Below are 20,743 nucleotides of genomic sequence, written 5' to 3' on the forward strand. Positions count from 1 at the left end.
GCGGCCCGTCGAATTGAAGGCCTTGCCGGGTTTGCGGGACCATGATGAACAAGATCGATCCGAAAGACACGTTTTCACCCGAGACGGTGCGTGCGTTCAAGGCGCAGCCGGACGAGGAGCAGGCGGAAAAGAAACGTGCGCTCAATGCGATGGCCAAGACGGTGGCGGCGCAATATCGCGACGATTCCCTGTCTCCGGGCATGATCAGCGGCATTGTGCGCCTGCTGGAATTCTCCGTCATGAGTATCGCGGGCTTCGTGGTCTTCTTCCACTATGTCGGGATTTCGCCGGCAAGCGCGGCAGTCTATTCGCCGACCATATTCTTCGGCTCGATCCTCACCGTTATGGCGTTCGAGTTCGCCGAAGGCTATCGCATCACTCGGCTGCGGCGGCCCTTCCTGCGCTTCGGGCGCTCCGTCATCGCCTATGCCGGGGCCTTCGCCCTGATGGCGCTGGCATCGGTTTTCCTGAAGAACTCGGCCGATTTCTCGCGCGTCTGGTTTGCCGGCTGGGCCCTGACGGGTCTCGGCGGCATCATCGTGCTGCGTCTGTTCATTTCCCGTCTCGTCATCCGCTGGTCGCGCAACGGGCGCATGGAACGGCGCGCGGTGATCGTGGGCGGCGGCAAGGAAGCCGAGAAGCTGATCCGCTCCATCGAGCGCTCGCCCTACAACGACGTGCGGATCTGCGGCATTTTCGATGACCGCGACGACAGCCGCTCGCCGCCGATCGTTGCCGGCTATCCCAAGCTCGGCAATATCGACGACCTGCTGGAATTCGCGCGCATCGCCCGCATCGACATGATGATCGTGGCGCTGCCGCTGACAGCCGAGCGGCGGGTGCTGACCATGCTGAAGAAGCTGTGGGTGCTGCCGGTCGATATTCGCCTGTCGGCCCATACGAACATGCTGCAATTCCGCCCGCGCTCTTATTCCTATGTCGGCAACGTGCCGATGCTCGACATTTTCGACAAGCCGATCACCGATTGGGATTCGGTCGCCAAGCGGATCTTCGACATCGTCTTTTCCGCCTTCGCGGTCATCGCCTTCGCGCCGATCATGGCGGCGGTGGCCATCGCCATCAAGCTGGAAAGCAAGGGGCCGGTCCTGTTCAGGCAGAAGCGGCACGGTTTCAACAACGAGATCATCGAGGTCTACAAGTTCCGCTCGATGTATGCCGACATGTGCGACCCGACCGCGAAAAAGGCCGTCACCAAGAACGACCCACGCGTCACAAGGGTCGGCCGCTTCATCCGCAAGACATCGCTGGACGAGTTGCCGCAATTCTTCAATTCGCTCTTCGGATCGCTCTCGCTGGTGGGGCCGCGCCCGCATGCGGTTGCCGCTCAGGCGCACAACCTGTTGTTCAACGAAGTCGTGGATGGCTATTTCGCCCGCCACCGCGTCAAGCCCGGCGTGACCGGCTGGGCGCAGATCAACGGATGGCGCGGCGAGGTGGACAATGACGAGAAGATCCAGCGGCGCACCGAGTTCGATCTCTACTATATCGAGAACTGGTCGCTGCTGTTCGATCTCAAGATCCTTTTCCTCACACCGATCCGGCTTCTGAAAACGGAAAACGCCTATTGAGCGCGGTCGCACAGGACATACCCCGGGCCGTTGTCCATGCCAGGCTCGCCGGCATGGCCGCCACGTTCTCGGTGGCCATCGCCCCGATGCTTGCCGGTTTCGTGATCCGGGAACCGGCACCCTACGAGCTCTACATGGCAGCGCTGATGCCGATCTGGGCGCTCGCCGGCGCCTTCACGTTCTCGCGCAGCATCATGCCGCTGGTCATCCTGCTGATCACGTTCAACATTGGCGGGTTCCTGTCGATGCTGACCATGGCGGAACTCAGGGATACGCCGCTTTACCTCGCCGTCTCCCTCTTCCTCGGCTTTACGGCGATCTTCTTTGCCGCGGTGCTGGAGCGCCGGCCGCACTATTTCAAGCCGATCTTCATCGCCTGGGCGACCGGCGCGGCGGCAACCTCGCTGCTGGGCATTCTCGGCTATTTCCATCTCTTTCCCGGTGCTGAAATCTTCACGCGCTATACCCGCGCGGCCGGGGCCTTCGAGGATCCGAACGTGTTCGGGCCCTATCTGGCGGCGCCCGCCTTCTATCTCGTCTACCGGCTCATATCCGGACGGCTGCACGACATGGCGCGCGTCGCCGTTCCGCTGCTGCTCATCACGCTCGGCGTCTTCCTTTCCTTCTCGCGCGGGGCGTGGGGCCTCTACGGTCTCGGCATCGTGCTGCTGGTCGGCCTGATGGTCATCCAGAACCGGTCCACGCGTTTCCGGCTGCGGATCGCCATCATGGCCGCCGTGGCGGTCCTGCTGCTGGTCGTGGCGATCCTGATCGCTCTCCAGATCCCTTCAGTCGCGGCGCTCTTCGAAACACGAGCCCGCCTGGTACAGGACTATGACGGCGCGCGGCTCGGCCGGTTTGCGCGCCATATCATCGGCTTCATCATGGCGACGGAGAAGCCGCTCGGCATCGGCCCGCTCAATTTCGGCCTGATTTTCGGCGAGGACACGCACAACATCTGGCTCAAGGCCCTGATGGACTATGGCTGGCTGGGCTTCTGCTCGTTCTTCCTGCTCGTCGTCTGGACCCTTGGCGCGGGTCTGCGCATCCTGTTCCGGCCTCGTCCGTGGCAGCCCTTCTTCATGACCGCCTATGTCGCCTTTCTCGGCCACATCCTGCTCGGCACCGTGATCGACATCGACCATTGGCGCCACTTCTACATTCTGCTCGGCATGGTCTGGGGCGTCATTGCACTGGAACACAGGGTTCAAACGGCCCGTGCGGCAGGCCGCACGCATCCGGCCCTGGCATCCGGCCAGACGTGAAATGCGCTGCCCGCGTGATTATTCCGGTTGCCAGCGGGCGCGTTGCCAGCTAGAAGGCCAACCGTCGGAGCGTAGCGCAGCCCGGTAGCGCACTTGACTGGGGGTCAAGGGGTCGTGGGTTCGAATCCCGCCGCTCCGACCATTTTTCCGGGACGTCTTTTGAAACCAATGCAAGCCGGAGGCCAGGATCACCCTGGCCACGAAGGCATCGGCGCAGGCGCTTCAGTCGATGCCGTCGACAATCACCACCGTGCTTTTCGAATTGGCATGGCGGATCGCCGCCACCGGCGCGTAATCGTCGGAGCGGGCGAAGGCCTGGGCGCTTTGCATGTCGGGAAACTCGATGATGACAAGGCGTGTCGGTGTCCACAATTCGCTGTCCACCACATCCAGTTCGCCGCCGCGGGCGCGGTAGCGTCCGCCATGCTTCTCGGCCAGCGCCCTGGCCTTGGGAAGATACTCCTTGTAGGCTTCCGCGTCGCGGATATCCACATCGGCGATGATGAAGGCTGCCATGGGTTCGTCCTCCCCGTTCCGGGCTTCCTGTCAGCCTTCCGGCGGCCTCAACGGACCTGATCCAGAAGGCGCTTGCACTCCAGCAGATCGAACAACGCTTCCTGCAGAAGGGCGCGATTGTCCTTGGAAAGCTTGCCGGCGCCGGCTTCGACCGGCCCTTCGTCGTCCGGCCGGCCCATTCCGAAAAAGCGGCGGGGCTGCTTGGGCCGCGCCTGACCGACAAGCTTGTCCTCGTCAACCGGGCCTTCGGGCGCGGGATGAGGCTTGTGAGCCTCCAGCTCCGCCTGCTTCTTCTGGGCGATCGCCTCGATGGCGGACACGTCTCCCGTGCCGAGCGCCACCACGAACGGGACGCCGTTTTCCTTGATGAGCCGCTGCACACCCTTGATCGTGTAGCCCTGATCGTAGAGCAGATGGCGGATGCCCTTGATCAGTTCCACATCCTGCGGCCGGTAATAGCGCCGGCCGCCGCCGCGCTTCATCGGCCTGATCTGGTTGAACCGGGTTTCCCAAAAGCGCAGGACGTGCTGCGGAAGGTCGAGTTCCTCGGCCACTTCCGAAATGGTCCTGAAGGCGTCCGGGCTCTTTTCCATCGCGTCGGCTCTCCCCCTGGGCGGCAGGCGCCGCCAACGAATCATGCTTTTCCATCAGACCCCTGTCGGAAGCCCGATGCAAGCACGCGCAGGGCGCATGCGGCTCACTCCTTGCCGCGCGCCAGCTTGTGAGCCTGGATGATCTTGCTCTTGAGGACGTTGGAAGCCTTGAACGTCATGACCTTGCGCGGAAGGATGGGCACTTCCTCGCCGGTCTTGGGATTGCGCCCGATGCGTTCGTTCTTCGAACGCACCTGAAACGTGGCAAATGACGAAAGCTTCACGGTCTCACCACGCACGATGGCGTCGCAGATCTCGTCAAGGACCATCTCAACCAATTGGGCCGATTCCGTGCGGGACAATCCCACCTTCCGGTAGACTGCCTCCGCCAGATCAGCGCGAGTAATTGTTTTCCCGCTCATGCGCCGCTTCCAGCCCGTCCTCTCCCTGATAGCCTGAAACCTACTCACGACTTGCAGCCGAGGTCAAGGTGCATTGCCATTTGATTGGCTCGCAAATGCAAGCAGCAAAAGCGTTTTCGCCTACATCCGCACCAGGACCGCGCCCCAGGTGAAGCCCCCGCCCATGGCTTCCAGAAGCACAAGGTCACCTTGCCTGATGCGGCCGTCGCCGATGGCTTCGGTCAGTGCCAGCGGCACCGAGGCCGCCGATGTATTGCCATGATGGTCGACGGTGATGACCGTCTTTTCCTCGGCTATGCCGAGCTTCCTTGCCGAAGCATCGATGATGCGCTTGTTGGCCTGATGCGGCACGAACCAGTCGATGTCCGCAGCGGTGATACCGGCCTGGCCGAAGACATCCTCGATCACGTCGGTGATCATGCCCACGGCGTGCTTGAACACTTCCCTGCCCTGCATGCGCAGATGACCGATCGTGCCCGTGGTCGAGACGCCGCCATCGACATAGAGCTTGTCCTTGTGGCAGCCGTCGGAGCGCAGCGACGCGGCCAGAATGCCGCGGTCGGCAATCGTACCGGTGCCTTCATTGGCTTCCAGCACGACGGCGCCGGCGCCATCGCCGAAAAGCACACAGGTCGTGCGGTCGTTCCAGTCGAGAATGCGCGAGAAGGTTTCCGAGCCGATGACGAGCGCGCGCCTGGCCATGCCGCCGCGCAGATGCAGGTCGGCAGTGCTGATGGCGTAGACGAAGCCGGAGCACACCGCCTGCAAGTCGAAGGCATAGCCATGGCGAATGCCGAGGCGTTCCTGGATTTCCACCGACGTGGCGGGAAAGGTGTGATTCGGGGTCGAGGTTGCCAGCACGATGAGGTCGATGTCGCCGGGCTCCAGGCCGGCGGCCTCCAGCGCGGCGCGGGCGGCCGCCTCACCCAGCGAGGCCGTGGTCTCATCCTCGGAAGCGATATGGCGCCGGCGAATGCCGGTGCGCTGCACGATCCACTCATCCGAGGTTTCGACGATGTTCTCGAAATCGGTATTGGCCATGACGCGGCGCGGCAAGGCAGAGCCCGCGCCAAGAATCACCGAGCGAATCATTCACTTTCCCCTGTCGCGGCCGTCTGGCCCGCTTTGATGGCAGCACCGGCATGGAACCGCTCCAGATCTCGCCCGATCTGTTCGATCAGCCGGTTTCGGACCATGTCGTAGCCGAGTTCGACGGCAGCGGCAAAACCTTCCGCATCGGTTCCGCCATGGCTCTTGACGACAATGCCGTTCAGGCCGAGGAACACGCCGCCATTGGCCTTGCGCACATCCATCTTCTCGCGCAGGTAGGAAAAGGCGCCGCGCGCCAGGACATAGCCGAGGCGGGCCATGAAGGTGCGCTGCATGGCCGCGCGCAGATAGCCGGCAATCTGCTTGGCCGTGCCCTCGGCGGTCTTGAGCGCGATATTGCCGGAAAAGCCCTCGGTGACCACGACATCCGTCGTCCCCTTGCCGATATCGTCGCCTTCCACGAAGCCATGGTAGGACATGGAGGGCAGGCCGGCGTCGCGCAGCATGCGCCCGGCCTCGCGCACTTCCTCCTGCCCCTTGATCTCCTCCACCCCGACATTGAGCAGGCCCACCGTGGGGCGCTCGACGCCGAAGAGCGCCCGCGCCATGGCGGCGCCGAGAATGGCGAAATCGGTCAATTGCTGGGCGTCGGCGCCAATCGTGGCACCGACATCCAGCACCACGCTTTCGGAGCGCGCGGTCGGCCAGATGGCGGCGATGGCCGGCCTCTCGATATTGGCCATGGTGCGCAGGCAGAACTTGGACATGGCCATCAGGGCGCCGGTATTGCCGGCGGAGACACAGACATCCGCCTCGCCCTTCTTGACCGCCTCGATGGCGCGCCACATGGACGATTTCCAGCGGCCGTTGCGCAGCGCCTGGCTTGGCTTGTCGTCCATGGCAACCGAGACTTCGCAGTGAAAGACCTCGGCGTTCTTCTTCAGGCGCTCAAGCCCGTCCAGCACCGGGCGGATCGCCTCCTCCCGGCCGAACAGCAAAAAGGTCACGTCGCTGCGGCGCTCAAGCACATGCTCCAGCCCGGGCAGAACGACCGACGGCCCGAAATCGCCGCCCATGGCATCGATTGAAATGCGAATCACGCGTTCTCTTTCCCGTCACGATCCGGCCTCTCGCGGGCCGGTCTTGCAAGTCCGGCGAAAATAGCGGTTTTGGGCGCCCGCACAATGGGCACAGGTGCTTTTTAGACCTCGGCGGAATTCATTGCTTGCCCCCATCCTTGAGGGCGGCCAACCTGGCAAAGGGGTTTGGCTTGTCTTCCGGTTGCGGCTCCACGTCCCTGGGCAGCCGGGCATCGGGCTTGCGCGGATAGGGATCGATGGCCAGTTCGAAATGCTCTTCGGCCACCGCACCGACATCCACCGAATCACCGGAAAACGGTTCCGGCGCATCCTCGCCCTCGGCATCGACGAGGATTTCGCCGGATGGGTCGTACGGTCGGGCAAGGCTCGACCCTTCAGGAACGAAAAGCGCCTCGATTTTGGCTTCCACCCGGTTTTCCAGCGGCTCCAGCGTCACCACGCAAAGCTGCACGATATCGGCCGTCACCTTGCCGGTCACCTTCACGCCATCCTTCTTCCATCGCGTCACCAGAAGATCGAAGGAAAAGGCGCGGACTTCCTCCAGGTCGTGATCCCGTGCCAGGGCGGCGCGGCTTTCCTCATCGGCGGCAAAGGAAACCGGCAGGCCCTTTTCGGGAAGGCGCGCGACATGGACGGCGAAGGAAACGGGGCTTCTGGGACCAGTGGAAATCATCGGTTCGCCTCCAGTTGAGCGGGATCGGGAAAAATCACCTGTCCGGACAATAGGGTTTCATCGCTTTCGGCGGCCAGCGCCGCTTCGGCGGCCAGGACGTAGCGGGCCAGTTCGCCTGCCTGCGGCCATTCGGCTGCCTCGGGGCGGACGTTGCGCTGAAGCGCCATTGCCAGCGCCGCGGCATCGCCCTCGCCGAGCGCTTTCTCATAGGCATCGAGACGGCCGAAATACATCCGGGCCAGCTTCTTCATGCGCTTGGGAACCGAAGTGTCGCCGATGCCCAGCTCGCGCAGCGAGTGGTCAACCTCCTTGAAGAAGATGTCGGTGACGTCCTGCGCCACCGCATCGAGCGTTTCTCCGCGCCCGCGCACCCGCCGCAGGAACAGAAACATGTGCAGGCCGATCATCTCGAACCGGCCTAGCGGCGTGTCGGGCACATCCCATTGCGCATAAAATCGCGGCTGCCGCGCGGCTGCCACGATTTGCCCGTAAAGGCCGTCCGTCAGATCGTGATTGGCCCTGGCCTTGCGGCTGAACAGGCTTGCGAACATGGGCTTGCTCTCCTGATTGGCCCGGTCTGGCCGAGCGGGCCGGTTGCATCGGCGCGCAAGCTGGTTTACCGAGTTTCGACACGGGCGCAAGCAAGTGAAGCGCCCCGTCCGCCAGATTTCACCTTGCGGGCCCAACGAAGGAGATTGCGTTGCGTTCCTGTGAATTCAAGACCCTTCCGCCCATGCGCGCGGCCCTGGTGGCCGCAGGCGTGGCTTCGCTGGCCGTCCTGGCGGGCTGCAATGCAAGCCAGACCCTTTCGCCTTCCGAGACCCTGACACAGGGTTACGTGATGGATGAGCAGGCGCTCGAACTGGTGCCGGTGGGATCGTCGCGCGAGCAGGTGCTGCTGGCACTGGGCACGCCCTCGACCACCTCGACCTTCGAGAACGAGGTGTTCTACTACATTTCGCAGAAGCGCCAGCGCCCGGTTGCCTTCATGAAGCCGCGCCTTGTGGATCAGCGCATCCTCACCATCTTCTTCGGTGAGGACGGACGCGTGGCGAGTATCGCCAATTACGGCCTGCAGGACGGCAAGGTGTTCGACTTCATGTCACGGACGACGCCGGTCGCCAGCCGCGAGACCTCGTTCATCGGCCAGATGCTGACCGGGCTTGGCCGGGCCCCAGCCCGCCTGCCGGGAACCTGACCGGCGGATTTCCTGCGGCGAACCACATTGCCGCGGTCTGTTTCCGTTTCGCAAATGAAGAAACCCCGCGGATCGCTCCGCGGGGTTTCGTTTTTCAACCGGATAGGCCTGTTCAGTGCGCCAGGACGGCGAGCAGAAGCAGGGCCATGATGTTGGTGATCTTGATGGCTGGGTTGACGGCCGGACCGGCGGTGTCCTTGTAGGGATCGCCCACCGTGTCGCCGGTGACGGAGGCCTTGTGGGCTTCCGAACCCTTGACGTGCTTGACGCCATCCTTGTCGACAAAGCCGTCCTCGAAGGACTTCTTGGCATTGTCCCAGGCGCCGCCGCCCGAGGTCATGGAGATGGCGACGAACAGGCCGTTGACGATCACGCCGAGCAGCGAGGCACCGAGCGCGGCGAAGGCGGATGCCTTGGAACCGGAGATCAGCAGCACGCCGAAATAGACCACCAGCGGCGCCAGCACCGGAAGCAGCGACGGGATGATCATTTCCTTGATCGCCGCACGGGTGAGCATGTCGACGGCACGGCCGTAATCCGGTTTTTCCTTGCCTTCCATGATGCCCGGCTTCTCGCGGAACTGCCTGCGCACTTCCTCGACAACCGCACCGCCGGCGCGGCCCACCGCCGTCATGGCAATGCCGCCGAACAGGTAGGGGATGAGACCGCCGAAGATCAGGCCGGCAACGACATAGGGATTGGACAGTTCGAACGAGACCTGGCCGATATCGGCGAAGTACGGATACTGTTCCGCATTCTGCGTGAAGAACTGCAGGTCGTAGGAATAGGCCGCGAAGAGCACCAGCGCGCCGAGACCGGCCGAGCCGATGGCGTAGCCCTTGGTAACGGCCTTGGTGGTATTGCCGACGGCATCCAGCGCGTCGGTGGTCTGGCGAACCTCCGGCGGCAGGTCTGACATTTCGGCGATGCCGCCGGCATTGTCGGTGACCGGGCCGAAAGCATCGAGAGCCACGATCATGCCGGCAATGCCGAGCATGGCGGTGACCGCGATGCCGGTGCCGAACAGGCCGCCAAGCTGGAAGGTGGCGATGATGCCGCCGACGATGACGATGGCCGGCAGGGCCGTCGATTCCAGCGAGATGGCAAGGCCCTGGATGACGTTGGTGCCGTGGCCGGTGACCGAGGCCTGGGAGATGGAATTGACCGGGCGTTTGTTGGTGCCCGTATAGTATTCCGTGATCACCACGATCAGCGCCGTGACGATGAGGCCGATGATGCCGCAGATGAACAGGTTGGTGCCGTTGAGCACCGCGCCATTGGTCGTGGTCAGGTCACCCCAGCCGATGGAAAACTGGTTGGCGATGCCAAGGCCGACGATGGACAGCAGGCCGGTGACAATCAGGCCCTTGTAGAGCGCGCCCATGATCGAGCCGTTGGCGCCCAGCTTCACGAAGAAGGTGCCGATGATGGATGTGATGATCGACATGGCGCAGATCAGCAGCGGATAGATCATCACCGAGGAGAGGACCTCGCTGCCGGCAAAGAAGATGGCGCCGAGCACCATGGTGGCGACGACCGTCACCGCATAGGTCTCGAACAGGTCGGCAGCCATGCCGGCGCAGTCGCCGACATTGTCGCCCACATTGTCGGCGATGGTGGCAGGGTTGCGCGGATCGTCTTCCGGAATACCGGCTTCGACCTTGCCCACGAGGTCGCCGCCGACGTCGGCGCCCTTGGTGAAGATGCCGCCGCCCAGACGGGCGAAGATGGAGATGAGCGAGGCGCCGAAACCGAGTGCGACAAGGGCGTCAATGACCGTGCGGTCGCCGGAGGCATAGCCCATCGGGCCGACCAGGATCCAGTAATAGACAGAGACGCCGAGCAGGGCGAGGCCGGCAACCAGCATGCCCGTGATGGCGCCCGACTTGAAGGCGATGTCGAGGCCGCCGGCCAGCGAATTGGCCGAGGCCTGCGCCGTGCGCACATTGGCGCGAACGGACACGTGCATGCCGATGAAGCCGGCCGCGCCGGACAGGATGGCGCCGATCAGGAAACCGATGGCCGCCGTGCCGGACAACAGAAGCCAGGCCAGGACGAAAACGACCGCACCGACGATGGCGATGGTCGTATACTGACGGGTGAGATAGGCCTGTGCACCCTCACGCACATAGCCAGCGATCTCCTGCATGCGGGCATTGCCCTGGTCGGCGGCCATCACCGACTGGGTTGCCCAGATCGCATAAACAACGGACAGGAGTCCGCATGCGATGACAAGGTAAAGCATGGTCATTGAAAGAACTTCCTCCTCATGGCCGGCCTGCGAGACCCCCGAAGCCGGCCCGTGACAATTTCCCGGGCCAGGACAGGCCTGGCTCCGCGGGACCGGGGCGGATCATGCGTTTCGCCTCAAGGCGCGTCAAGAACGCAAAAAGACGCTATGCCCCGCTTTCCTCACGAAATGCGGGCGGCACTCACCTTTTTCGCCTTGCATGGCAAGGACTGCTGTCAGGAGATCGCTTCGCCGCCGCGTTCACGCAGGACGAGCAGGAAACCAAGGGCCACGAGGCAGAACAGCACAACGGGGAAGATGATCCAGTTGAGCATGTCCCAACCACCGGCATTGTAGACCTGGCCGGACATCAGCGACGCGAAGGCAACGGTGCCGAAGAGCATGAAGTCATGGGCGCCCTGGACCTTGTTCTTCTCGGCGGCGGTATAGGTTTCCGCCACCATGGCCGTGGCGCCGATGAAGCCGAAATTCCAGCCGACACCCAGAAGGATCAGCGCCAGCCAGAACTGCCAGAGCGCGATGCCGGACAGGGCCACGATGGCGCAGCCGATCAGCAGCACCATGCCGGTGGCCACGATCGTTTCCTTGCCGAAGCGGGCAATCAGCCGGCCTGTGAAGAAAGAGGGCGCGAACATGGCCATCACATGCCAGGAAATGCCGAGCGTGGCCTCGTCCGGCGTGAAGCCGCATCCCACCATGGCCAGCGGTGCGCCGGTCATCACGAAGCTCATCAGGGCATAGGACCCGATGGCGCAAACCAGCGCGACGGCAAAGCGCGGCTGGCGCATGATGACGGACAGCGGCCGGGCCGGAGCGTCCTCAAGCACGGTCGGGTCGCTCACCTGATCGCGGGGAAGGCGCAGCAAGGAGAGCACGAGGACGCCGAGCAGGCCCAGTGCGATGATGCCGGCATAGGCGCCGGCAAAGCTCACCGGCGCAAACGCATCACGCGTGAAGATCACCATTTGAGGGCCGATGATGGCAGCGAACACCCCTCCGCCCAGCACCCAGGAAATGGCTTTCGGCTTGAAGGCATGCGGCGCGTTGTCGGCGGCTGCGAAGCGGTATTGCTGCACGAAGGAGCCGCCGAGGCCCACGAGAACGAGACAAGCGGCGAAGGCCCAGAAAGACCCCTGGAAAATGGCCAGCGCGGCCAGCGCGCCGCCAAGCGCGGTGATGGATGCGCCCGACATGAACCCGTAGCGGCGGCCGACCGCGCGCATGAGTGCCGCTGCCGGCAGCGCGCCCAGCGCCACGCCGAGATTGTAGCCGGTGACCGGAGCGGTGGCGAGCGACTTGTCGGGGCCGAGCAGGTAGACGCCGGTCAACGCGCCCATCGAGATGGCAACCGGCGCCGCCGCCCCGACAACCGATTGCGCCGCGGCCAGGATCAGCGCCGTCCGGCGGGCTTCCCGCTCGAGTGCAGTCGTCATCTCGCCCTGCCTTTCGTGTCCGTGCGCACCCGCCCGGCAACCCGGTCGAGCACCGCATTGACGAGGCCGGGTTCCTCGGCCTCGTAGAAGGCCTTGGCGATATCGACATATTCGGTGACGATCACCGCGATCGGCACATCCTGCTTCTTCATCAGTTCAAAGACACCGGCGCGCAGGATGGCGCGCAGCGTGGAATCCACCCGCGAAAGAGGCCAGCTCTCGGGCAGGCTCTGGTGAATCACCGGATCGATCTGGCGCTGGTTGTCCACCACCCCGGCAATGATCATGCGGAACCATTGCGGGTCGGCATCGCGGTAGAGATCGCCGTCGACTTCCTTGCCAAGCCGGAAACTCTCGTATTCCGAGGCGATTTCCAGCAGGCCGACGCCGGTCACATCCATCTGGTAAAGGGCCTGCACGGCGGCAAGGCGGGCAGCGCCGCGCTTGTTGGCAGGTTTGGTCTCGCGTTGCGGCTTGCCGTTTTCGTCAGTCACGGTTCAGGCTCCGAACGTCTTTTTCAGGTCGATCATGGCGAGCGCGGCACGGGCGGCGAAACCGCCCTTGTCGGACTCGGACTTGCGCGCCCGCGCCCAGGCCTGGTCACCGTTCTCGGTGGTCAGGATGCCGTTGCCGATGGCCAGACGCTTGTCGACGGTCAGGTCCATGATGGCGCGGCAGGATTCATTGGCGACGATGTCGAAATGGTAGGTCTCGCCCCGGATGACGACACCGAGCGCGACGTAGCCGTCATAGGTCTTCTTGCCCTTGGCTGCGAGCGCGATGGCACCGGGCACTTCCAGGGCACCCATGACCGTCACGACATCCCAGGTCGCACCGGCCGCTTCGAGGGCTGCGGTGGCGCCTTCCAGCAAGGCATCGGACAGTTCATCGTAGAAACGGGCCTCGACAACGAGGAGATGGGGGGCTTTCGCCATGGACCGGGAGCTCCAACAGGGTACAGGACTTTCAGGCGCGCGGGCGCGAGGCGTCAATAGGACGCTTTGTCCGCATCCGCAAGCCGCGCCGCATAACGCGCCATGGTGTCGACCTCAAGATTGACCCTGTCGCCCGGCTGGCGCTCGCCCCATGTCGTCACGCCCAGCGTGTGGTCGATCAGCAGCACGTCGAAACGGTTGCCATCCACGCCGTTGACCGTCAGGGACGTGCCATCCAGCGCGACCGATCCTTTCGGCGCGATGAAGCGGGCAAATTCGCTGGGCGCCTCAAGGGTGAAACGCACGGCGTCGCCTTCCGCCTGCCGGGCAAGGATCGCAGCCATGCCGTCGACATGGCCGGAGACGATGTGGCCGCCCAGTTCATCGCCCACCTTGAGCGCCCGTTCCAGATTGACACGCGTGCCCGGCTTCCAGCCGCCGATGGTCGTCAGGCGCAGGGCTTCCTCCCAGGCCTCGACCTCGTACCAGCGTTCCGCATCGCCCGGTTCCGGCAAGGCGACGACGGTGAGACAGACACCGGCATGGGCGATGGACGCGCCGATGTCGATGGTCGCCGGATCGTGGGATGTCGCCATGCGAAGCCGCACGCCGCCGGCGCGCGGCTCGACCCGCTCAACGGTACCCACATCGGTGACAATTCCGGTAAACATCAGCGTGCCCTCGTCCATTCGCGATAGGTGTCTTGCCCGAATTGTGCCTGCCGGTGCAGATCAAAGGCCGGCGGCACGGTGGCTGGTGTCAGCGGCGCGCGCACGCCGCCCATGCCGATCCGCATCCGGCTTTCAAAAATGCAGATGCGGTCGACCAGGTCTTCGTCAAGGAACCGGCGCGCCGTGACAGCGCCGCCCTCCACGAACAAGGTCGAAATGCCGCGCGCGGCCAGGTCTTCCATGAGTTCGGGCAGGCAGATGCGGCCATTCATCAGATCGACGGCGAGAAAGTCGACGCCGCAATCAGCCAGCGCCGCGCGCCGTTGCGCGTTCGCGTCCGCCGCCGCGGCGATCCAGACCGGGACGGTGCGCGCCGAGCGGGCGAGGCGCGAGGAAACCGGTGTGCGCAGCCCCTTGTCGAGCACGATGCGGATGGGCGAACGGTCTTCCATGCCGGGCAGGCGGCATGTCAGTTCCGGATCGTCGGCAGCGGCCGTGCCGGCGCCGACGAGAATGGCATCCGTCCCGGCGCGCAGCGCATGGACCTGGGCGCGGGAGATCTCGCCGGTGATCGCGATCTGGCCCCGCCCTTCCAGCCCGATCATGCCATCGGCGGAGACCGCCAGTTTCAAGGTGACTTCCGGCCGCATGGACGAGGACCGCATCAGGTAACCGGCCATGAGATCGGCCGCTTCGCGCGCCAGAACGCCTTCGGTGACCTGCAGTCCGGCGGCGCGCAGAATGGCCGCGCCCTTGCCCGACACGCGGGGATCGGGATCGCTGGCTGCGATGACCACGCGGGCGATGCCGGCATCAACGAGCGCGTTGGCGCAGGGCGGGGTTCGGCCATGATGGGCGCAGGGCTCCAGCGTGACATAGGCGGTGGCGCCACGGGCCTTTCCGCCTGCCTCTTCCAGGGCTTGCGGTTCGGCATGGGGGCGGCCGCCGAGCGCCGTGACACCGGAGCCGACGATGACCGGTCCGGCCCCCTCATCCCGCACGATCAGCGTCCCGACCGAGGGATTGGTGCCGGTCAGGCCCAGATGCTTGCGGGACAGGCGGATGGCAGCGGCCATGAAGCGCCGGTCTGCCGCCTCACCGGGCGCGAACAAAACCGGCATGGACGCTATCTCCCGCTTTCCGGCGCGGCCGCATCCTCACCGCCCAGTTCACCGAGGAGTTCCTGGAAGTCGCGCGCTTCGCGGAAGTTGCGGTAAACGGATGCATAGCGCACATAGGCCACGTCATCGAGCGCCTTCAGCGCCTCCATGACAAGCTGGCCGATCTCGTCGGCCTTGATCTCGGATTCGCCTGAGCTTTCAAGCTGGCGCACGATGCCGGAGACGGCGCGCTCGACACGGTCCGGATCGACATTGCGCTTGCGCAACGCAATATCGAAGGAACGCATCAGCTTGTCGCGGTCAAAGGGCACCTTGCGGCCCGAGCGCTTGACCACGACGAGGTCGCGCAATTGCACCCGCTCGAACGTGGTGAAGCGGCCGCCGCAATCCGGGCAGACGCGGCGGCGGCGGATCGCGGCGCCATCCTCGGCGGGCCTGGAATCCTTCACCTGGGTGTCTTCGGACTGACAATAGGGGCAGCGCATGAAAAAGCCTCGCGGTACGACACCGCGAGGCTTTAGCCGGATTCGACCGGTTTGGGAATGGCGGCGGCCGATCAGCCCAGGTAGGGATACATGGGGAAGCGGCCGGTCATGGCGACGACCTTGTCGCGCACAGCGGCTTCCACGGCCGCGTTGCCCTCATCGGAATTGGCCGCCTTGAGCCCGTCGAGCACTTCCGAGATCAGGTTGCCGATCTCGGTGAATTCGGCTTCGCCGAAGCCGCGCGTCGTGCCGGCCGGCGTGCCGAGGCGGATGCCGGAGGTGACGAAAGGCTTTTCCGGATCGAAGGGGATGCCGTTCTTGTTGCAGGTGATGTTGGCGCGGCCCAGAGCCGCCTCGGCGCGCTTGCCGGTGGCATTCTTCGGACGCAGGTCAACCAGCATGGAGTGGTTGTCGGTGCCGCCGGAAACGATGTCGAGACCGTTGCCCTTGAGCGAGGCAGCCAGCGCCTTGGAATTGGCCACGACACTGGCGGCGTAGTCCTTGAAGCCCGGCTCCAGCGCTTCCCTGAAGGCCACGGCCTTGGCGGCGATGACATGCATCAGCGGCCCGCCCTGAAGGCCGGGGAACACCGCCGAGTTGATCTTCTTGGCGATGGCCTCGTCATTGGTGAGGATGAGACCGCCGCGCGGCCCGCGCAGCGACTTGTGCGTGGTGGAGGTGACCACATGGGCATGGGGCACCGGCGAGGGATGCACGCCGCCGGCGACAAGACCGGCGATGTGCGCCATGTCGACCATCAGGTAGGCGCCGACGGAATCGGCGATCTCGCGGAAGCGCTTCCAGTCCCAGATGCGCGAATAGGCTGTGCCGCCGGCAATGATGAGCCTGGGCTTGTATTCCTCGGCCTTGGCGGCGATGTCGTCCATGTCGAGGCGGTGGTCCTCCTGGCGCACGCCATAGGAGACCACGTTGAACCACTTGCCCGACATGTTGACCGGGGAGCCGTGGGTCAGGTGACCGCCGGAATTGAGGTCGAGACCCATGAAGGTGTCGCCGGGCTGAAGCAGGGCGAGAAAGACGGCCTGGTTCATCTGCGAGCCGGAATTGGGCTGGACATTGGCAAAACCGGCATTGAACAGCGTCTTGGCGCGCTCGATGGCCAGGGTCTCTGCAACATCGACGAACTGGCAGCCGCCATAGTAGCGCTTGCCCGGATAGCCCTCGGCATACTTGTTCGTCATGATCGAGCCCTGCGCCTCCAGCACCGCACGGCTGACGATGTTCTCTGAGGCGATCAGCTCGATCTCATGGCGCTGGCGGCCAAGCTCGTCGCGGATGGCTCCGAAGATTTCCGGATCGATCTCTTCCAGCGGGGCGGAAAAGAAAGCGCGCGTATCGGACATGCTGTGTGGTCCCTTCCTGTCAGCGGTCTCGGGAGAAACGAGAGCGCGGCTTATCACAGTTTCTCGCGGCCTGCCACTTGCCGCGTGCGCAAACAATGCGGACGGTTTTTCGCCCGCCGGCGCCGGACCATAGCGCCATGCAAAACGCCGCCCCGCATGGCGGAGCGGCGTTCATACCCTTCTTTGCGACACGCTTCGCGCGCGCCTCAGAGCGTGGAGGACAGCTGCAATTCGTCCACCCCGTCGCGGCCGTAGATGTCGTCGCGGAAATGAACCACGCCGTCGCCCGTCGACCAGGCCGACACATAGGTGAAGTAGACCGGCACCGGCTCGGCCAGTTGCACCGGCGTGCTCTCGCCGGACTTGATGGTGGCCTCGAAGCGCTGCCGGTTCCAGCCATCGGTCTCGCGCAGGAGCCAGCTAACCAGATCGCGCACATTCTGCACGCGGACACAGCCGGAGCTTTCGAAACGCGCAAGCTTGCCGAACAGGCTCTGCTGCGGGGTGTCGTGCATGTAGGTGGCATGCGGATTGGGGAAGTTGATCTTGACCGACGCCATGGCGTTGATCTTGCCGGGATCCTGGCGCAGCCGGTAATTCGCGGCCTCGTCGGTTGTCCAGTCCACCATTTCCGGCGGAATCTCGTTTCCGTCCTGGGCGAAGATGCGGATGTTGTTGCGCGTCAGGTAGGTCGGATCCTTGCGCATCAGCGGAATGATGTCCTTGCGGATGATCGATTCCGGCGCCGTCCAGTACGGATTGATGATGACCTCGTTGATCTTCGAATTGAGGATCGGCGTCTGGCGGTCCACCTTGCCGACAATCGCGGTGTGGCGCGAGACGACACGGCCGTTTTCCACCGCCTCGATCTGGGCGGCGGGGATGTTGACCATGACGTAGCGGTCGCCCAGATAACCGGACATGGACCGCAGGCGAACCAGGTTGGTCTGCAACTGGCCGAGGCGAACGGGCGCGGACACGTTCATGGCGGCAAAGGTGTAGCGCCCCATGACGCCGTCGGCAGGCAGCCCGTGGCGCTCCTGGAAACGCTTCACCGCTGCATCGACATAGGTGTCGTAGGCCTGCGACATGCCGGCACGCGGCGACAGGTCACCCGAGATCATCAGGCGCTTGCGCAGCGTTTCGACAGACGGGTCGATCATGCCGAGCCGGAGCTTCTGGCGGGCAGGCACGACCGGCCAGCCGCCGCGCGCGACGATGTCCTCGTATTGCGCGATCGCGTGCTCGACATAGGAGACGGTGTCGGGGTTGAAGATGGGAAGGTTGGAGGCGACCCGCCCGCCCTGCGAAGCGCGCGCATCAAACTCGGTGTCCCAATTGCCACGGCGCGGCGACTCGATGATGGTGCGGATGATGTCATCCGCCCGGGCGGCCCCGCTCATCGCTGACAGCGCTGTCGCACCGGCACCGGCTAGAAAAAGGCGGCGGCTGGTTGCCATGATCGTCTTCCCTCGTCGTCAAGTTCTACGTGACCGGAAAGGCCTTCAGGTCACGGGATTATGGAAAGGGAAAGATTGCACGTCAACGTTAACAAAGCGCCAAGCCTGTTGCCGCTGGTTGTCGCTAGCCGGGACAAACCCGCTCGCCCTTCCCCATCGGAAGAGGCGATGCCACGCGAATATGGCCTGATTGTGGGCGCCGGATCACGGCCGCGTTATCACCACGTCGCACGCAGCTTCCGCGCGCCGGACACGGGGACCGGGGACAGGCGGCGGCCCCGCCTGCCATGTCCACCCCCGTCATGTACGGCCCATCACATGCGGTAGGCGATGGTGTCGTTCCAGAAACGGTCGAGACGCTGGAGCGCACGGTTCATCTGCTGGAATTCCTCCGGACCGATGCCGCCGACCTGTTCGATGGATCCGATATGGCGCTGGTAGAGACCGGAAACGATGGCCGCGACATCCTTGCCCTTCTGCGTCAGGCTGACGCGGACGGAACGCCGGTCGACACGCGAACGCTGATGATGAAGGAAGCCCATGTCCACCATCTTCTTGAGATTGTAGGACACGTTGGAGCCCAGGTAATAGCCGCGCGTGCGCAGTTCGCCGGCTGTCAGTTCGCTGTCGCCGATGTTGAAAAGGAGAAGCGCCTGGACGGCGTTGATGTCGGAGCGGCCGTTGCGCTCGAATTCGTCCTTGACCACATCAAGCAGGCGGCGGTGCAGACGTTCAAGAAGATGCACCGACTCCATGTAAAGGGAGTGGATGGCGCTTTCCTGCTTGTCGGAAGCTGCGGGCTGCTGCGAGACAGCACGACGTGCATTGCTCATTGTTTCTTGCCTTCTGTTGGACGCCTGGTGACTTGTTGTTTTGCCGTCACCTTGGCGCCCACATTATCGAAGGCGATTAAAAGTCGACTTAAAGGCTTGCGTTAACAAAACCTTGCTCCATGCCGAAGCGGCAGGTTGGGCAATGAAAGGTTAACGCCGGGCGCCTGCCTCACGCGGCATCGCGGCTGCGGCGAACCTCCAGCCACAGGTAAACCCGCAGCGCAACCAGTGCGGCCAGCACCCCCAGATGGGCGATGACCAGCAGCTCACGGTCGCCGAACAGGTGCGGATAGAGCGCATGCATGGTGATCTCCGAGGCAGCGCAAAGCGTCCAGATCACCGGCCCCCAGGATGCCGGAAGCCAAAGGCCGACGGCGGCGAAGGGATAAAGCACGGCGAGGCTGACGGCGGCGATCTGCCAATGGATGGGCATGAGATCGAAGCGCCAGATGCCGCCGGGTTCCAGCCCGACCAGGCGAAGCCAGTAGGCCAGGCCGCTCCACAGCGAAAGGACCGCGAGGAAGCGCATGAAGACGACGGAGGCCTGCGCGGCGCGCGACGGCTTGAAGATCCCGGCCTCGGCGGTTTGCATCATGGCAGTGGCAGTTCCCCGCCGTCGAGCGGCGCGAAATAGGCGTCGATGTCAGCGGTTTCGACAGCCTCGATGGTGGCCGGGCGCCATGCGGGCGCATTGTCGCGGTCCACGAGAACGGCGCGGATGCCCTCGTAGAAGTCGTGGCCGACCAGCATGCGGTTGACGATGCGGAACTCCATGCGCATGCAATCGTCCATCGACATGCCGGCGCCGCGTGCCATCTGGCGGAAGGCGACGTGAAGCGATGTCGGCGAGCGGCCGGCGATGGTGTCAAGCGTCCGGCGGGCGAAACCGTCGCCCTCGTCGGCGGCCTCGTTCAGCGCGGCCACCACGGCTTCCAGGCTGGAGCCTTCGAACAGACGGTCGATGGCTTCGAAGGTTTCCGAGCCTGTTTCCGGTTCAGGGCGGATGCAGAAACGCATCAGCGAGGCAGCGGCATCGCCCGATTCGCACATGGCATCGAGCAGCGCGCCGAAATCCGCCGAGGCGACCGCGTGCGTGGCCGCGCCGAGGGCCAGCGCATCGCCCTGCTTTACGCGCTCGCCGGTCAACCCCATCCAGATGCCCGAACGACCGCGCAGGCGGGGCAGGAAGTGACTGCCGCCGACATCGGGAAAGAAGCCGATCCCCACTTCCGGCATGGCGATCACGCCCTTGTCGCCGAAGACGCGCACCGCGCCGTTCATCGACACGCCGCAGCCGCCGCCCATGACGATGCCGTCGATGAGCGACACCCAGGGCTTGGGAAAGCGGTTGATGCGGGCGTTGAGCCGGTATTCGTCGCGGAAGAAGGCGGTGAGCACCCGGCCTTCGCGGCCGGCCCGGTAGATATCCATGATGTCGCCGCCGGCACAGAAGGCGCGGCCTTCGCCCCGGATGACGACAAGGGCGACATCGTCGTCTTCTTCCCAGGCATCCATGGCGCGCGCCATCGCCTGAACCATCGAATGCGTCAGCGCGTTCAGCGCCTTGGGCCGTGTCATGGTGATCACGCCCGCCCTTCCCCGCTTCTCGAAGCGGATTTCATCGCCGCCGCCGAATTCGATACCCATGCCGTGAATCGCTCCCTCTCCCTCTGGCCCCCCTGCCCTGTCCGGCTTACGGGCCAGTGCGCTTTTTTGTCAATGGCGCGGTTGCCCGGCGCGGCCCAACTGTGGTTCAACCGGAGGCCCTTCGCGGCAAGGCGAAC

General features: G+C 64.3%; 22 protein-coding genes and 1 tRNA gene. 4 read left to right on the plus strand and 19 right to left on the minus strand.

The features are described 5' to 3' along the window. The first annotated feature begins 44 nt into the window (after positions 1-44). From R3D65_RS15130 to R3D65_RS15140, 3 genes are all read left to right on the plus strand, one after another. Entirely contained in the window at positions 45-1,589 is a 1,545-nt protein-coding gene (locus R3D65_RS15130) for an undecaprenyl-phosphate glucose phosphotransferase (RefSeq protein WP_371276468.1), read from the plus strand. After that, complete coding sequence (locus tag R3D65_RS15135; protein ID WP_371276098.1) at positions 1,586-2,854, plus strand: O-antigen ligase family protein; 1,269 nt, start codon at positions 1,586-1,588, stop codon at positions 2,852-2,854. Before R3D65_RS15130 ends, R3D65_RS15135 begins: the two co-directional genes overlap by 4 nt. A gap of 65 nt (positions 2,855-2,919) precedes the next feature. Then, positions 2,920-2,996: transfer RNA gene (locus R3D65_RS15140), tRNA-Pro, on the plus strand. A gap of 80 nt (positions 2,997-3,076) precedes the next feature. Here the strand turns inward: R3D65_RS15140 and R3D65_RS15145 are convergent. The 7 genes from R3D65_RS15145 to R3D65_RS15175 form a co-directional block, all read right to left on the minus strand. Then, positions 3,077-3,370: a DUF1330 domain-containing protein gene (locus R3D65_RS15145; RefSeq protein ID WP_371276099.1), complete on the minus strand. Its 294-nt coding sequence runs from the start codon at positions 3,368-3,370 to the stop codon at positions 3,077-3,079. Between the two features lie 47 nt (positions 3,371-3,417). Next, positions 3,418-3,963, minus strand: a complete 546-nt coding sequence (locus R3D65_RS15150; protein WP_371276100.1) for a MerR family transcriptional regulator — start codon at positions 3,961-3,963, stop codon at positions 3,418-3,420. Positions 3,964-4,067: 104 nt separating this feature from the next. Next, the gene (locus R3D65_RS15155) at positions 4,068-4,385 is read right to left on the minus strand and encodes an integration host factor subunit alpha (RefSeq protein WP_371276101.1); all 318 of its coding nucleotides are present in this window, start codon (positions 4,383-4,385) and stop codon (positions 4,068-4,070) included. A gap of 120 nt (positions 4,386-4,505) precedes the next feature. After that, on the minus strand, positions 4,506-5,477 hold the full coding sequence (locus R3D65_RS15160; protein ID WP_371276102.1) for a beta-ketoacyl-ACP synthase III: 972 nt from the start codon (positions 5,475-5,477) through the stop codon (positions 4,506-4,508). Further along, the gene (gene plsX, locus R3D65_RS15165) at positions 5,474-6,535 is read right to left on the minus strand and encodes a phosphate acyltransferase PlsX (protein ID WP_371276103.1); all 1,062 of its coding nucleotides are present in this window, start codon (positions 6,533-6,535) and stop codon (positions 5,474-5,476) included. The genes R3D65_RS15160 and plsX overlap by 4 nt, the downstream gene beginning before the upstream one ends. Before the next feature lie 118 nt (positions 6,536-6,653). Beyond that, on the minus strand, positions 6,654-7,208 hold the full coding sequence (locus R3D65_RS15170; protein ID WP_371276104.1) for a DUF177 domain-containing protein: 555 nt from the start codon (positions 7,206-7,208) through the stop codon (positions 6,654-6,656). Then, positions 7,205-7,759 carry a ubiquinol-cytochrome C chaperone family protein gene (locus tag R3D65_RS15175; protein WP_371276105.1) on the minus strand — a complete coding sequence of 185 codons (555 nt, stop codon included), beginning with the start codon at positions 7,757-7,759 and terminating at the stop codon, positions 7,205-7,207. The genes R3D65_RS15170 and R3D65_RS15175 overlap by 4 nt, the downstream gene beginning before the upstream one ends. A gap of 182 nt (positions 7,760-7,941) precedes the next feature. Here R3D65_RS15175 and R3D65_RS15180 point away from each other — a divergent pair, with 182 nt between their 5' ends. Next, entirely contained in the window at positions 7,942-8,406 is a 465-nt protein-coding gene (locus tag R3D65_RS15180; protein WP_371276469.1) for an outer membrane protein assembly factor BamE, read from the plus strand. Between the two features lie 112 nt (positions 8,407-8,518). Here R3D65_RS15180 and R3D65_RS15185 read toward each other — a convergent pair whose 3' ends face one another. The 12 genes from R3D65_RS15185 to R3D65_RS15240 all read right to left on the minus strand — a co-directional run bounded on the left by R3D65_RS15185 (position 8,519) and on the right by R3D65_RS15240 (position 20,606). Then, complete coding sequence (locus R3D65_RS15185) at positions 8,519-10,657, minus strand: sodium-translocating pyrophosphatase (RefSeq protein WP_371276106.1); 2,139 nt, start codon at positions 10,655-10,657, stop codon at positions 8,519-8,521. 215 nt (positions 10,658-10,872) lie between these two features. Beyond that, positions 10,873-12,090 (minus strand): MFS transporter, encoded by a 1,218-nt coding sequence (locus R3D65_RS15190; protein ID WP_371276107.1) that lies wholly within the window; start codon positions 12,088-12,090, stop codon positions 10,873-10,875. Then, positions 12,087-12,584, minus strand: a complete 498-nt coding sequence (gene nusB, locus R3D65_RS15195; protein WP_371276108.1) for a transcription antitermination factor NusB — start codon at positions 12,582-12,584, stop codon at positions 12,087-12,089. Before nusB ends, R3D65_RS15190 begins: the two co-directional genes overlap by 4 nt. A 3-nt stretch (positions 12,585-12,587) precedes the next feature. Beyond that, on the minus strand, positions 12,588-13,025 hold the full coding sequence (gene ribH, locus R3D65_RS15200; protein WP_371276109.1) for a 6,7-dimethyl-8-ribityllumazine synthase: 438 nt from the start codon (positions 13,023-13,025) through the stop codon (positions 12,588-12,590). A gap of 53 nt (positions 13,026-13,078) precedes the next feature. Next, on the minus strand, positions 13,079-13,696 hold the full coding sequence (locus R3D65_RS15205) for a riboflavin synthase (RefSeq protein ID WP_371276470.1): 618 nt from the start codon (positions 13,694-13,696) through the stop codon (positions 13,079-13,081). Continuing rightward, positions 13,696-14,817 (minus strand): bifunctional diaminohydroxyphosphoribosylaminopyrimidine deaminase/5-amino-6-(5-phosphoribosylamino)uracil reductase RibD, encoded by a 1,122-nt coding sequence (gene ribD, locus R3D65_RS15210; RefSeq protein ID WP_371276110.1) that lies wholly within the window; start codon positions 14,815-14,817, stop codon positions 13,696-13,698. Before ribD ends, R3D65_RS15205 begins: the two co-directional genes overlap by 1 nt. Positions 14,818-14,822: 5 nt before the next feature. Next, positions 14,823-15,302, minus strand: a complete 480-nt coding sequence (gene nrdR, locus R3D65_RS15215; protein WP_371276111.1) for a transcriptional regulator NrdR — start codon at positions 15,300-15,302, stop codon at positions 14,823-14,825. 71 nt (positions 15,303-15,373) lie between these two features. Beyond that, on the minus strand, positions 15,374-16,666 hold the full coding sequence (gene glyA / locus R3D65_RS15220) for a serine hydroxymethyltransferase (RefSeq protein ID WP_371276112.1): 1,293 nt from the start codon (positions 16,664-16,666) through the stop codon (positions 15,374-15,376). A gap of 206 nt (positions 16,667-16,872) precedes the next feature. Then, positions 16,873-18,126: a murein L,D-transpeptidase gene (locus tag R3D65_RS15225; protein ID WP_371276113.1), complete on the minus strand. Its 1,254-nt coding sequence runs from the start codon at positions 18,124-18,126 to the stop codon at positions 16,873-16,875. A gap of 314 nt (positions 18,127-18,440) precedes the next feature. Continuing rightward, positions 18,441-18,959 (minus strand): transcriptional regulator LdtR, encoded by a 519-nt coding sequence (gene ldtR / locus R3D65_RS15230; RefSeq protein WP_371276114.1) that lies wholly within the window; start codon positions 18,957-18,959, stop codon positions 18,441-18,443. Positions 18,960-19,128: 169 nt separating this feature from the next. Next, positions 19,129-19,554, minus strand: a complete 426-nt coding sequence (locus tag R3D65_RS15235) for a DUF6163 family protein (RefSeq protein WP_371276115.1) — start codon at positions 19,552-19,554, stop codon at positions 19,129-19,131. After that, positions 19,551-20,606: an enoyl-CoA hydratase/isomerase family protein gene (locus R3D65_RS15240; protein WP_371276116.1), complete on the minus strand. Its 1,056-nt coding sequence runs from the start codon at positions 20,604-20,606 to the stop codon at positions 19,551-19,553. Before R3D65_RS15240 ends, R3D65_RS15235 begins: the two co-directional genes overlap by 4 nt. Positions 20,607-20,743 lie beyond the last annotated feature (137 nt).

Origin of the sequence: Zhengella sp. (assembly GCF_041397485.1) — a bacterium.
In the GTDB taxonomy this organism is placed as follows: domain Bacteria; phylum Pseudomonadota; class Alphaproteobacteria; order Rhizobiales; family Rhizobiaceae; genus Zhengella.